At 36.4% G+C, this 14,567-nt stretch carries 11 protein-coding genes; 5 read left to right on the top strand and 6 right to left on the bottom strand.

Annotated elements, in window-relative coordinates:
- Positions 1-39 precede the first annotated feature (39 nt).
- The 3 genes from ACTF54_RS04460 to ACTF54_RS04450 form a co-directional block, all read right to left on the bottom strand.
- Positions 40-3,387: a T9SS type A sorting domain-containing protein gene (locus ACTF54_RS04460; RefSeq protein ID WP_347196492.1), complete on the bottom strand. Its 3,348-nt coding sequence runs from the start codon at positions 3,385-3,387 to the stop codon at positions 40-42.
- A 182-nt stretch (positions 3,388-3,569) separates the two neighbouring features.
- Entirely contained in the window at positions 3,570-6,443 is a 2,874-nt protein-coding gene (locus tag ACTF54_RS04455) for an alpha/beta hydrolase family protein (protein ID WP_347196493.1), read from the bottom strand.
- Positions 6,444-6,478: 35 nt separating this feature from the next.
- Positions 6,479-6,970 (bottom strand): nuclear transport factor 2 family protein, encoded by a 492-nt coding sequence (locus ACTF54_RS04450; protein ID WP_347196494.1) that lies wholly within the window; start codon positions 6,968-6,970, stop codon positions 6,479-6,481.
- Positions 6,971-7,004: 34 nt separating this feature from the next.
- On the opposite strand from ACTF54_RS04450, the gene ACTF54_RS04445 reads away from it, so the two are divergent.
- Genes ACTF54_RS04445 through ACTF54_RS04435 form a run of 3 tightly spaced genes read left to right on the top strand, consistent with a single transcriptional unit; the run spans position 7,005 to position 8,785 of the window.
- Entirely contained in the window at positions 7,005-7,568 is a 564-nt protein-coding gene (locus ACTF54_RS04445) for a DNA-3-methyladenine glycosylase I (protein WP_438968837.1), read from the top strand.
- Entirely contained in the window at positions 7,555-8,142 is a 588-nt protein-coding gene (locus tag ACTF54_RS04440; RefSeq protein WP_347196496.1) for a hypothetical protein, read from the top strand. The genes ACTF54_RS04445 and ACTF54_RS04440 overlap by 14 nt, the downstream gene beginning before the upstream one ends.
- Positions 8,123-8,785 (top strand): DUF2490 domain-containing protein, encoded by a 663-nt coding sequence (locus ACTF54_RS04435; RefSeq protein WP_438968836.1) that lies wholly within the window; start codon positions 8,123-8,125, stop codon positions 8,783-8,785. Before ACTF54_RS04440 ends, ACTF54_RS04435 begins: the two co-directional genes overlap by 20 nt.
- Before the next feature lies 1 nt (position 8,786).
- On the opposite strand, the gene aat is transcribed toward ACTF54_RS04435, so the two are convergent.
- From aat to ACTF54_RS04420, 3 genes are all read right to left on the bottom strand, one after another.
- A complete protein-coding gene (gene aat, locus ACTF54_RS04430; RefSeq protein ID WP_438968835.1) occupies positions 8,787-9,434 on the bottom strand; it encodes a leucyl/phenylalanyl-tRNA--protein transferase in 648 nt (215 codons plus the stop codon).
- 282 nt (positions 9,435-9,716) lie between these two features.
- Positions 9,717-10,091 (bottom strand): DUF3127 domain-containing protein, encoded by a 375-nt coding sequence (locus tag ACTF54_RS04425; RefSeq protein ID WP_347196499.1) that lies wholly within the window; start codon positions 10,089-10,091, stop codon positions 9,717-9,719.
- Positions 10,092-10,094: 3 nt separating this feature from the next.
- Complete coding sequence (locus ACTF54_RS04420; RefSeq protein WP_347196500.1) at positions 10,095-10,946, bottom strand: flavin reductase family protein; 852 nt, start codon at positions 10,944-10,946, stop codon at positions 10,095-10,097.
- A gap of 391 nt (positions 10,947-11,337) precedes the next feature.
- Here ACTF54_RS04420 and ACTF54_RS04415 point away from each other — a divergent pair, with 391 nt between their 5' ends.
- Positions 11,338-13,755: a M28 family peptidase gene (locus ACTF54_RS04415; RefSeq protein WP_438968834.1), complete on the top strand. Its 2,418-nt coding sequence runs from the start codon at positions 11,338-11,340 to the stop codon at positions 13,753-13,755.
- Positions 13,745-14,527 carry an NAD(P)H-binding protein gene (locus ACTF54_RS04410; protein ID WP_438968833.1) on the top strand — a complete coding sequence of 261 codons (783 nt, stop codon included), beginning with the start codon at positions 13,745-13,747 and terminating at the stop codon, positions 14,525-14,527. The genes ACTF54_RS04415 and ACTF54_RS04410 overlap by 11 nt, the downstream gene beginning before the upstream one ends.
- Positions 14,528-14,567 lie beyond the last annotated feature (40 nt).

Genomic DNA, 14,567 nt, shown 5'->3' with positions numbered 1-14,567 from the left:
TAAGAAGAGGCCTTTAATAAATAATCGATGGGCTGTCGTTTATTTAACTAGTATTTTCTTAGTTACAGATGATGTTTCAGTTTCAATTTGGATAAAATACATTCCTTGTGAAACACCAGATAAATCAACTACATGGTTATTTCCATTATTGTTTCTTTTTGCTGCAATTTTCTTACCGCTTACATCATAAACGTTATAGTCAAATGAGTCTGATGTATTCCATGCAATATTAAAAATACCAGTAGAAGGATTAGGATAAATCGTAAATGAATCTTCTAGTGAAGTGGATACATTGCTTAAAACACCATTAATCACAAAGTTATCAATTACTGCTCCTTCTTCTGTTACTGAGCCGTCAGTTCTAAAAACATATCTAAAAATGACTTGAGATGGATTGTTTAGTGAAGCAAGTGAGAGGCTGTAATTAGTTAATGTTGTAGCGCTACCAGTCCATTGACCACCTACACAGTTGAAACAATTTGAATTATTAGGAAAACGATTAGAGTTGTACCAGTTAGGATCAGAGGCTGTTCCTAATATATTCCAATTATCACCACCATCAGTTGAATATTCCATATAAAGTAAATCCCAATTATTTTCTATTTCAAAAGCCATGTCAAAAGACAAAACAGGATTAGATGCAAGAGTTAAATCGTAGCAACCAGAATACAAATAAGTAGTTGAGTTGTTTGCATATTCACCAGAAAGGTTAGTGGCATAAACATTTGATGCACCTGTAATTGTACTGGTTAGAACCTGTCCATTTGCAATACCTCTTTCCCATGAAGAGTCATTGACAGAACCAGAATTGAGAAATTCTCTATTTTCAAATTGATGTAAATCGTTTATCACACCACTAGAATTACCTAAGACTTCAATAATTCTGCTATTGTTGTTGGTATAAAAATCATTAATAGTAGTAATGAAGACACTTATTCTTTGATTCCCAGCACTTAAGTTAAGCCCGTTAAGATTTATAGAAACTTCATTATCAGGAGCCATGGTAACGTTCTCTTGTATTGTTACAGGGGTATTGCGACCTATTATATAATTTATATCAATAGAGTTGATAGTACTCATACCTGTGTTCTTTACAATAATTGTTAAACCTCCATTTCCACAAGTAATGTCACCAGCATCGTTTTGTATCTCTACTAACTGGATGTCTGTAGATGGTGCAATACGTTGCAAAGCAGTTTGCCAGATGCCTCTTCCATAAGTTCCTGCAGTTAACGTATTGTCGTTTAGATTGATTTCTAAATCTCTAATATTTACGTTAGGAAGGTTGTTTCCAAAAGGTTCCCAAGTGTTATTTGCTTCATCATATCTGTAAACACCTACGGTGGTTCCTACATACAAAGGCTCGTCAATACTTAGACCTTGATGCACTAAAGTGTTTTTACCTAGATTAGGTAGATTACCAGTAATGTTTGTAAAAGAGGTTCCTTGATTGGTGCTTTTATACACTTGGCCATTAGAAAACCTAGTAGCCACATAGATAATTGAACCATTATTAGTGTTCACTTCTATTGCTGTAATATTTTGAGGAAAGTTAGCAAGAACGCTAAAACTAGCACCAGCATCAGTACTTTTATATAAGACTTCATTTACCGCGACATAGATAATACTATCATTGTTAGGATCAATATCCATCACATCAATATTAGAACTAAAAGGTGGAGACACTTGTGTAAAAGCACCATTTTCAACCTTGTATAAACTGCTATAACCTGCATAGATAACACCGTTACTATCGGTTTTCATGGGTGTTATCCAGTTACCAGTTTCAGGTCCAGTAATAGAACCTGCACGGCTGTTTCCTCCATCTGTAGAGAAATACAAGCCACCACCACGTTGGGTAAAACCGTATCTTATATTAGGGTTTTTAGGGTCGATTCCGGCTTCCATACCATCAGCACCATAATAATTTTTCCAAGAGCTTGAACTTCTTGAAAAACCACCGTTATCTTGCAAACCTCCAGCAATATCTACACTAGATTGTTTACTTACCGCTATTCTATAAAATTGTCCGATTTGTGCACTTGCTGTTAAGTCTGTAAAGCTGCCAGCTTCATTCGTACTTCTGTAAACACCACCGTCAGATAAAACAAATAGCTCATTACCAAATTGCCTGATTTGATGAATGTCTGCATGGGTATATGAAGGTTGTGAACTGTTACTCCAACTATTGATTTTAGTAAAAGCAGAACCTCCAGAGGTGGATTTCCAAATATTAAGACATCCCGTATAAATAGTCTCTGCGTTTGTAGGTGATACTTCAAGGGCTAGATCAAACCACCCTTGATTGCTTTCTAGAATATCTACTCCTGAGTCTCTTCTTGTAAAGGATGTACCGCTATTAGACGATCTATAAACTCCTAATAGATCATTGTTACTATCGATAATAAGTAAGTACACATAATTAGGGTTAGCAGGTGTAACGCCTATAACAGATCTTCCTTGATTAAAGGGTAGACCAGAATTAATTTGTGTCCAAGTATTTCCCTGATCCATGGATTTATAAAAACCAGACATAGTAGACATATATATAACATTAGAATCGCCTGGTTTAAACTTAATGTCTTTTACATTTCCATTAAATGTTCTATTTACAGTTGTACCAGCATTAGTAGATTTGTAAAAACCTCGATTAGAAGATATAAATAGATTATTACTATTATTAGGATCAATGTAAATCTCACTGATGTTAGAACCACCGTTGGTAAATGTTAATCCAGTAGTATTAAAAGAAACGCCAGCATCTGTAGATTTAAGCATACCAATACTATCACTATCACCAGCATCATCATCACCTGTTCCTAAATAAACAATATTTGAATCGTTAGGATCTATTGCAATAGCACTAGTCCCTATTTGAGAAAGAAAATCTGTTAGAGGAGACCAGTTTGTGCCTGCGTCTGTAGACTTCCATGCGCCGCCACTGGGCGTTCCCATATAGTAAATGTTTGGGTCATTAGGGTCAACGATTAATGTATTGACACGACCTTGCCCTGGAGACCACGACCCAGTTGCTGTATAAGAAAATGGCCCTACAGGAACCCAATTAGAGTTATCTAACAAACTATTTTTTAATGTGGCGCTTTGTAATTCGTTTTTGATATCAAAAGAACTTTGAACCGTACCATCTGCTTTTACATATGCCTCAGCACGATCAACCCATCGCATAAACGGTTTGTAACCGCTACCTCGAGTATCTTTATTATGTGTTTCCCAGTAGAGATCTCCGGCAGTTTTAATCTCTTTATAAGTAGGCTGTTCTCCATTTTTATTAAGAAGTAATTCCTGCATCCATGGAGCGTCTGTACCTAGCTGCGCTAGAGAAACGGAACAAACAAATAATATAAAAAATGTACAAAATATTTTCATGGCACTTCAAATTGAGGGAATTGCAATATAAGTAGCATTTATCACGTTTTAATAACTTAACAGTAAAAACATTCTTTTTTGATTAAAAACCTTGCTTGTTTGCCATATTCTTAAACAAACTAAGACTTTTGTCTATAATTTTTATTTAAGATTCACTTTCTTCTATTACTAAAATTAGAAAACTAATAACCGGTTTGCTTCCCTTTTCTATCTCTAGATAAGCCTTTTGTCATCCATACTGGTGCAGATTTTCCTTTAAGATAGTGATCAAAAAATTGCATCATTCTTACAGAAAGATCCCTTTGATTTTTAGTTTTTCTTAAGTTATGCGCCTCATCATTATAAACCAATAACCAAGACGGTTTTCCTAATCTGCGCATTCCCATGAACATTTCAATTCCTTGATAATAAGGTACAGCCCCATCTGCATCGTTATGCATCATGAGCAGCGGTGTTTCTATTTTAGGAATGTGAAATAAAGGCGAGTTCTCTATATATAAATCCAGTCCTTCCCATAAATTTTTACCTATTCTAGTTTGTGTTTTTTCATATTGAAAAGCACGGCTTAAACCGCTGCCCCAGCGTATGCCTCCATAAGCACTAGTCATATTTGAAACTGGTGCACCTGCCATTGCTGCAGCATATTTATTGGTACGTGTTACTAAATAAGCGGTTTGATAACCACCCCAACTTTGACCTTGCAAAGCCATTTTATCAGAATCTACATATCCTAGTTTTTCTACAGCTTCTGTTCCAGATACGATGCAGTTATAGGCACTTTGACCAGGATGACCATCTTTATATACAATGTCTGGCACAAAAACTACATAATCGTTACTTGTTAGGTAGGAGAAGTTTACTGTACTTGCACTAGGTAAAGGTGATCTGTAACTGTGTAATCTATCTGCATATTTTTCATAGAAATAGACAATCATTGGATACTTTTTGCTAGGATCAAAATTAGCCGGCTTGTAAATAAGACCTTCTAACGGCACACCATCGTAAGCATTCCATTTAAATAATTCTACCGTTCCCCATTTGAAATCTTTTTCCTGCGGATTGATATCTGTAAGTGGTCTTTTAAGTTTTGGAGTCAAGTATTCTATATCTGGATAATCTTGAAAGTTTCCTGAAGTGATCAGTAAAGCGTCTGAGTTTTCTGCTTTCGCGAAAGCGTTAACATTACGATCACTCACCTCATATAACGGCTCTATTCCATTTGCACCAAGTAACATTAAAGAGTTTGCTTTTGTACGATGATCAAAGGCTGAGAGCAATAACTTATTATTAAAATAGGTAGCAAGGTCACGGTTTTCTCTATCGAGTGTTTCTGTGCGATAGGTGATCTTGTTTTTACGGCCTGATTGAGTCATATTAACAGGTGCAGCTTCTCCAGTAGGATCTAGCTTCCAGATATCATATTTATCATAAACAAGAGCAAAACCACCCTTATCAAAACCACCAAAACCATGAGCATTTGCTAGCGATGGATGGTCGTCATCTTCGTCTGCAAAACTTACGTCTAAAAACTTGGTTAGGTTTTTTCCTATTTGAGTTTCTAGATTCATCATATGCCAATCTTGGGTGTCATAATTAAAATAAATCACATGCGTATTTTCTGGATTTCTTATAGGCGAACTTCCTGAATTATTGATGATAAACTTTTTACTACGCGTCTTTAGGTTTTCTACCAGATAGTCAGATCTCCATGGATAATCCCACGATCTGGCTATATCGTATTTATCATTGCTTGCATAAATCACATAATTGCCTTCCATATCATCGTCCCAATCGGTATCTCTCATATCATAATCATTGAGAAACTGGATAGAGCCTTTTTTTGTATCCCAAATCACGGTAGAAGACTGGCGTTCTAGACTTGATAAACGAGTTTTTTGTTCTGGTTGCGTCATGCGGTCTTTATAATTCCAGACGTCCACTTGCGCAATCTCGTCATCCATTAAAGTTGTGTCTATGGTATATTCAATTTTAGGTTGCGTGTAAAACATCAAGCGTTTTCCATTTTCAGAAAATTGAGCTTTTCTTTTATCAGTAAGCGTCCAGCCATCTTTGATATTTCCTTCTCCGTAGGCCAGTTGTTTTGTAAAAGCATCTTTATCCTTTTGATAATACAGTTCGTATTTTAAAGAATCAGTTTCTGTGCTGTCCATGGCCACTTTATAGGCAAGTTGCTTCCCATATTTATCTATAACAAGATTTTTATAGCGCCATGCGGTTTCTAATAAAGTGGTTGAGGTTCTTGTGGTAGCGTCATAGTAATAAACGCCGTGATCTTTCTTCTTTTTTCCTTGCATGCGAGAATAGATAAAGCCATTTCCTTCTCGTGGCATGGCATATTCTTTAAAGCTATCGATACTATCTTTAGTTTTAGATGCAGTTTGATAAACGATTAGATAATCCTCTTTTGTGTAATCTACTATTTCTTTATCGGCGTCTATTTTTTTGAGCTCCTTTTGCTTTTTCTCTAATGCTTCTTTTTCTTTTTTGAGTCTTCGTTTTTTCTGTCTTTTAGTTTCTTTTATAGGTTCTTCTACTTCCGTAGTAGTGTCTTTTTTCTTCTCTGTTTTCAGGTCTTTAAATTTTTCTATAATTAGAAAATCATTGCGTTTGTCACTAGCGGTATATTTTTTTACTCGCTGTATAGAATCAATTATTTTTCCAGTTGCCACATCATAAACCATGAACTTGTTTTTAGATTGCTTGGCTTTATCTAAATCGTCTTTTTTCTCTTTGCGCAGTTTTTGGTATTCTGGTTTTTGAAGAAAATAGACGTACTTCTCATCAGCACTTATTTGTGGTTGAACGCCATTGAAAAAAGTGTGTTTACTATCATTTGTGATATTATGAATTTCAAGATAACCATCGCCAGCACCGGTTGAGGTAACAACACTTATTGCTACTAGATTACCACTAGGAGAAATCTCTGTACTTGCTGTACGTTTCCAAAGGTCATAGTCGTCATGAGTTAGTGCTTTTTTCTGACCTAAAGCAGTTATGCAAATCGTCAGGGCTAGTAAAGTGAGAAGATTTTTCATAAGAAGTGTTTTTATAATAAGAGTTGATGGGCTGTTTATTTATTGCGCAATTCTTTGATGTAATTTTGGTCCCATGCTTTTTTCATGGCTGTAAGCGCACTTACATTATCATTAGGAACAGCAATAGAAAGAACGTAATGTGCTATTTTCCATTTTCCATCTTCTATTTTCATAACGCCACTACCACGACATATTCCCATTTGGGTATCCAGTAATTCATCAAAATAAATCCATCCATTTGCTTCATACAAATTGCGTTCTAAAGAAGTGAAAGACCAGGCTTTCCCTTTATCAAAGTAGGGTTTTGAAAAGCTTTTAAATTCTTCTAGCTGCCAGTTTTCTGTAGCGTCAGTTCCTATAAAAACAGCATCTTCTGTCATGAGGTTAAAATAATCTTCAAAATTAGCTACAGCAGCAGCCTCATGCCACGCATCTATGGATTGCGCCGCATTTGCTGTATTTATAGGTTGTTGAGAGGCGCATCCCACTAGGATCGCGACGGATAGAATTAATAACAGTTGTTTCATAGTACGTAAAGATAAAGATTAGTAATTTTAAATTATGGAAAAACACAAATGCGGTTGGTGCCTGGGCGATGATCTTTATGAAGATTATCACGATCATGAATGGGGGAAACCTGTCTATGAAGATCAGGTCTTATTTGAATTCTTGATTCTAGAAACCATGCAGGCAGGCTTAAGCTGGATCACGATCTTGCGCAAGCGCCAAAATTATTTTGATGCACTCGATCAATTTGATGTTCAAAAGATTGCACAATACGATCAGGCAAAACAAGAAGAATTACTTCAAAATGCAGGAATTATACGCAATAAATTGAAGGTGAAATCTATCGTGACTAATGCGCAGCTTTTTATAAAAATCCAAAAAGAATACGGCAGTTTTTCTAAGTTTATTTGGGCTTATGTGGATGGAAAGCCTATTAAAAACAAAGTCCTAAATTATAAAGAAGCTCCTGCAAATACGGCCTTATCAGATCAAATTTCTAAAGATCTTAAGAAACGAGGCTTTAAATTTGTAGGCTCGACAATTATGTATGCATTCATGCAAGCCACAGGAATGGTAAATGATCACGAGGTAAATTGTTTTAGATATGATCAGGTATAAAGTTTTATGGATTTGTTGCGTTCTCGCTTTCGCGAAAGCGGAATTATCAAAAGCACAGTCCACTCAAAAAATAGAGCGTGAAGAAAAGATCGATGCGATAGATTTTCCAAAAAATGCTCTACAAACCGTTGAAGAAATAGGTTATTCTCGTAAAAAAGTAAAGTTTTACAGAGAGACCGATGGCGATAAAACCAGTTATGAAGCAAAGCTGAAATACAAAGGTTCTAAATACAGCATAGAGTTTAATCAAAACGGAATCTTAGAAGACGTGGAAATAGACCTGCCTAAAAGGGAAATACCTAAAGAAACCAGAACTTTATTAAACAGGCGACTGGATACTATTGCGAGAAAATACCGTATAGAAAAAGTACAATTGCAATATTTGAATAAGGGACAGACCAGTCTAGAGATACAAACTAGAATAGATCGTAAGGACTTTGATAACTATGAAATCATAGTTGCTTTTAAAGACAAACGTAAAATTTATCGCAAGGAAATCCTCTTTGATAATAAGGGAGCATTTATTCAAGAACGTGATATAAAAAGACAGGAATATGACTTCATTTTATTCTAGAGCTTTTTTGTTCGTGCTCTTGCCGTTATGGTCGTTTTCTCAAGTTGTAGATGACGTTATTGTGCAACCTTCCATAAATATATCTTGGGAGACAGGAAACAGGTGGAGTTTTAACAGCGTTATAGAACAAAGAAATAGTACAGAAGATTCTTTTAAAGCATTACATATTCAAGCTGCTCAATTTGCTAGTTATGACATTGGTTTCTATTCTCAATTAGGATTAGGAATCATGTATCGTGAATTATTTGATGATGCCAGACCTGAAGAAGTTCGTTTTACAGAGCAATATGTGTACAGTAGAAAATACAATGCTCTCAAAATTGCACATCGAGCAAGATGGGATCAACGATTGCGAGGTGATAGAACTACACACAGATGGCGCTACCGACTTTCTAGTTCTTTGCCATTGAATGGTTTTGCGGCAGATGTGTCAGAATTTTATCTTACAGCAAGTCTAGAAACAGTCTTCATTGCTGAAAGAAATGAAAGACCAGGTTACGACCAACGATTTTCTTTAGGAATAGGAAGGCAAATAAATAAAAAACTAAAATTACAACTGGTCACTGAATATCGATTTGAAGATTTTACTGCAAATACAGAAAGGTTACTGTTTTTAAATATTGGGGTATACTATAAGTTATAATTTATTTCAAATAACTCAAAAACGCCTCTCGATCCATTTCTACACCACCTAAACTGTCTAAATGATCGTTATAAACTTGTGCGTCTATAAGATGGTAATCCAGCTGTTGCAACTTTTGTACTAGGTACATGAAAGCGATTTTACTAGCATCTGTAGCTAACGAAAACATGCTTTCACCACAAAATATTTTTTTCTCAGGAACATCAATTCCGTATAATCCACCGACCAATTCATTGTCTTTGAAAACCTCTATACTTTTTGCATGGCCTAAATCATGAAGTTTTGAATAAGCATTAAGCATATCTTCATTGATCCAGGTGCCGTCCTGATCATTGCGTTTTACCGTGCCACAATGATTCATCACTTCTTTAAAACAAGTGTTTTCTCTGACTTCATATCCTCGATTGCGTTTGCTTTGTCTCATAGACTTAGTAATACGCATAGGTTGGTTAGATTTTAAATCAAAAACCATACGTGGATCAGGACTCCACCAGCAAATAGGTTCTCTATCATTATACCATGGAAAATAGCCTGAATTATAAGCAAGCAGTAACCGGTCTACACTTAAATCACCACCTATTGCTGCAAGTCCATGATCGGGCGCATTGTTAGGGTTTGGAAAAAATAAAGAATCGTCTAGTAAATACAAGAGAAATAGGTAATTAAGTTTGGTAATAACGTCAAAATTAGCAATCTTTGAATGGTCTTCAGATTTAAATTTATTTTCATCATTGCTTTTTTTTGAGTTTGTTTGAAGACTAGCCTATTAATTTAGGAGATCCCGATCTTGAGAAAGTCGGGATTTTTTATTTTATTATTTTGATATCGCCATTCAAAGGTGCGGACATAAGTCTACACTTAGGAATAATTAAACGCAAAAAAGCAGCAAGAAAAACTGCTGCTTTGATAAACATTTCAATAAATCTCTGTGTTAAAAAGGTAAATCATCATGATCTTCATTCTTTGAGTTAGAAACTGGTTCATACTCATCAAATGGTGGTACTTCTGGAGCACCTGCTGGAGCTTGTGCACCTACTTTTTCAATTCTCCAACCTACTATAGAGTTGAAGTATTTCACCTCATTTTGTGGACTGGTCCATTCTCTACCTCTAAGGTTGATTCCTACTTTCACCGCATCTCCTACTTGAAAAGCATCTAATAAACTTGTTTTATCTTGAACAAATTCTAGATTCAAATGCTGTGGATATTGCTCTTCTGTAGTTACTACCAATTCTCTTTTTTGAAAACCGCTCGCCCCAAAGGACTTTGTTTCACCGATAACTTTAATTTTTCCTTGTACTTCCATAGTCTATAATAATAAATAATTCCACGCATTCAGGATTTCTCCTCTTGCGATGAGCTCCTTTGCTCCATTGTGTTTATCTGTTGTAGAGAGGTTGAATAGTTGTTCCGCTTTCGCGAAAGCTAACACTTCTTCCTTCTCTGGGATCTTTTCAATATTTCCTAACTTACCAAGATCATTTCCTGTAAGAATATCACTATTTCTAGCATGTTCTGGCAATGCATCAACGCCTACTCCTAAAGTAGATAGCGGTTTTGCCACTTCAAACATTGCTTCCTTAGAACGACAATACCAGTTGCCACCCATTCTCGCAACAGTATCAATCTTAAAAGGATCAATCTTGTTATCAGCATCTAGAACGGCGTCATTTACATGAACCATTACCACTTCACAAATGATGAGGTTTCCAGCACCACCTTCTTGACCTAGTTCTACGATTTCTTTTACTTTACACTCAAATTGCACCGGACTTTCACCTACTCGTGGTGGCGCAACGATATCACTTTTTACAGCAGTAAGACCAGCCTTTTCAAACTCGTTTACACCTTCTGCATAATCTGTGCTGGACAAAGACATTTGTTGAACAATATCGTAGTTTACAATATTGATCACTACTTCACCAGTAGCTCTCGCATTCAATAAAGTATGCTTTACCGTATTATTTCTAACACGTCGTGCAGGAGAAAATATCATCACTGGTGGATTTGCACTAAACACATTAAAAAAGGAATATGGCGATAAATTTACCTTTCCATTTTCATCAATTGTACTAGCAAAAGCAATAGGGCGTGGCTGCACAGCACCTAGCATAATGCCATGAAGTTGAGCCGTTTCTATTTCTTTAGGGTTGAGTTTCAAATTGTGATTTTAGTAAGTTACAAAGGTAAGATTTTAATTGAGAAGATGATAATGGTCTTGTATGAAAATGGAGCATTCCACACTCGTTGCGGAATCTGCTAGAATCTTTTTAAAATTAATTTACGAGCGCTATGTGAATATCAAAATTAAAACTCCTTTCCTTAAAAAGGAAAGGTGGATTTGACTCGATATAGGCAAAGACGGAAAGGTTTTGCAGTGCTGGAATATAGATTCAGGGCTTTTACCTTTAGAATTATCCGTCAGTTGTTTATCAACCATCAACTTCAATTTTAAATTTATATTCAAGTTCAAAAGAAACCTACCATTCAGAGTTAGAGAAAGGTTTCAGGATTTTCCTTAACTTTCACGACTTACCAAAAATCTCCACCATATGAGACCAAAATCTCACTTTACATCAGCGCTATCATTTCTTGCGATTATACTAATGATTTGGTATGCTTTTCATGGTCAGACGCCATCTTCTGAAGTGAAAGATAATCTACCAGAAACAGAGTGGTCAACAGCTCGTGCACTAAAACATGTGAAAGCTATTTCTATGAAACCTCATTATGTAGGAAGTGATGCGCACAATGAGGTGAGAGATTATATCTTAAAAGAATTTCGGAAAATGGGAATGAGTGTTACTACTCAAAAAGGCTATGACATCAGCTGGAATGGTAATATGTCTCAACCAGAAAATATTCTCGCTCGCATTAAAGGTTCTGAGCAAGGAAATAAAGCTTTGGTATTATTAACACATTACGATAGTGATCCACATTCTAGTAAAGGAGCCAGCGATGCCGGCAGCGGCGTGGCAACTATTTTAGAAAGCGTACGCGCATTTCTTGCTACTAATAAACAACCCAAAAATGATATCATTATTTGCATTACCGATGGTGAGGAATTAGGGTTAAATGGTGCCAGCCTTTTTGTAAACAAGCACCCTTGGGCAAAAAATATAGGTTTTGTACTCAATTTTGAAGCTCGTGGTAGTGGTGGACCTAGTTATGTTCTGGTAGAAACTAATGGCGGTAACCGCAAAATCATGGAAGAGTTCATGGCAGCTGGAACAGATTATCCTGTGGCAAATTCGCTTGCTTATAGTATTTACAAAATGATCCCTAATGATACTGACTTGACTATTTTTAGACAAGATGGTGATATCAACGGATTGAATTTTGCTTTTATAGGCGATCATTATGATTACCATACAGAACTGGACAACTATGAGCGATTAGACCGCAATACGCTTGCACATCAAGGCTCATATTTAATGCCGTTGTTACATCATTTCAGCAATCTTGATATGACAGATCGTGTGATGGTAGCTCAAGGAGATGATCTGGTTTACTTTCCATTACCTATTGTAAAAATGGTCAGTTTTCCATTCAGCTGGCTGGCTGCAATGATCATAGTTAGTGGTGTATTGCTTTTATTTTTGATCTTTTTAGGAATACGTAAAAGACGCATTACTTTAAAACATCTTTTTGGTGGTTTCATTCCCTTTCTGGGGAGTTTAGTAATTGGTTATTTACTTAGTAATTACGGCTGGTTAGCTGTTAAAAACCATGAGTTTTTTGTGGACATGAATCCTGTATTTCCTTACAACGGCTACTGGATGATCGCAGCATCTGCTTTTGCAGCGGTAACCATTTCCTTTTTCTTGTACCATAAATTTTACCACCGTGATCGCATTGCCAGTTTAAGCGTGGCGCCTTTAATTTTGTTATGGATCATAAGTTTAGCGATAGCCTTTCCAGTAGGCGATGGCGGTTTAATTCCTGATGTTTATTTGGGCGGCGCAGGTTTCTTTTTGATTCCGCTATTTGCTGGTTTGATCATGTTATGGCTCAATATTTATCAAAAACGACCTAGCTACATCTTATTATTGTTGCTCGCTGGTCCTGCAATTTTTGTTTTTGCACCGTTTATTAAAGCGTTTCCAGTGGCTTTGGGAATGAGTATTCTTTTTGTTGCTGCTGTTTTAAGTGCGCTTTTGTTTGGTTTGCTCATTCCTATTCTAGGACATTATCGCAAGAAAGGATTGCTGGCCTTTGGTTCTTTAGTGGTGACTATAGTTTGTTTGTGTTTCGCTTTCGCGAAAGCGGAATTCTCACCAACCCAACCCAAACCTACCAGCTTGATCTACGTTCAAAATCAAGACGATCAAACCGCACAATGGGCAACCTATGATCGTGCATTGTCAGATTGGACGAAAGAAAAACTAGGCGATAACCCTAAAGAGGCAAAGGAGTTAAATGCCAACTCCATCGATTCAAAATACGGTACAGGATTCACTTACGCAGCAAAAACCATCTATCAAGATTTACCAGAAGTAGCTCTGGAATTAGTTGCAGATTCTACTGTAAATGATTTACGCACAGTAAAGTTTAAAGTCACCAGCGAGAGCGATGTACATAGATATGAAGTTTTTGCAGATTCTAAATATGAATTTGAAAAAGCGGTAGTAAACGGATTAAAAATACAGCCTAGCGGCAAATCAAAAAAGCCATTTGCAAACCGATGGGGCAACCGATTCTTAAGTTATTACGTGAAAGAAAACGCACCACTAGAAATGGAATTGACTTTTGATGCGGCAACAGAGCCTGAAATCATTTTATATGCAGCGTCATTTGATCTACTAGAACAAGAACAATTTAATGTCTCACAAAGACCTCTGGACCAGATGTCAATGCCTTTTGTCTTAAACGATGCTGTGTTGAGAAAACGCACTCTAAAGCTATCAAAAGATTTCAGACAACCTAATGATGACGTAACCTACGAACTAGTTGAGCCAAATGCAGAGTAAGGAAACAATCGGTATCTTAGGTTGTGGCTGGTTAGGTTATGACCTTGCTTTAAAGTTAAAAGAGCAAAACTATCAAGTAAGAGGAACTTCCAGAAATTCAGAAAAGCTCCAAAACCTTCAGGAAAATGAGATCAAAGCCTTTGAAATAGATATTACCGAAAATAAAATCTATGGTGATTTACAGGGCTTTCTAGAACATCTTGACGCACTTGTTATTGATATTCCACCAGGATTGCGCAAGAATCCAGAAAGTGATTTTGCCTATCGCATAAGAATGTTGATGCGATTTGTACAGGTCTATGAAATACCTCATGTCATTTTTATTTCTTCCACTTCTGTTTTTGAGGATCGAAAAGATATTCCAGAATACGTCGAGAATTCTCTTCCTAATGCCATAAGTAATAACGGTAAAAAAATCATCGCAGCTGAAGAAGGAATACGAAAGATGGCACAAAAATCAACTATTATTAGACCATGTGGTTTGATAGGAGAAGATCGCCATCCTATTAAAATGCTGGCTGGTAAAAGCGGAATTAAAAATCCTGACGCGCCAGTAAATCTAGTCACTCGTGATCATGTGAATTCTCTGATTACGAAAGTGATCACTGGAGAAATCGATGCTCCTGTGATTCATGGGATCAGTGAACCTCATGAAATCCGTAAAGTTTATTATCAAAAAGCCGCTGAAGAATTTGGGTTGAAAATACCGGTTTTTGAGAAAGAAGGTAATAACCTTGGGAAGAAGATTATTTCAATGATCTCAATATCATAAGGGGCGGAATTAATTCCGCCCCTTATGATAAAATATTTGG

The sequence above is a fragment of the Nonlabens sp. genome, assembly GCF_965657255.1.
Classification (GTDB): Bacteria; Bacteroidota; Bacteroidia; order Flavobacteriales; family Flavobacteriaceae; genus Nonlabens.
The sequence above is the reverse complement of the archived record's forward strand: the minus strand, read 5'-3'. Positions and strand labels throughout refer to the sequence as shown.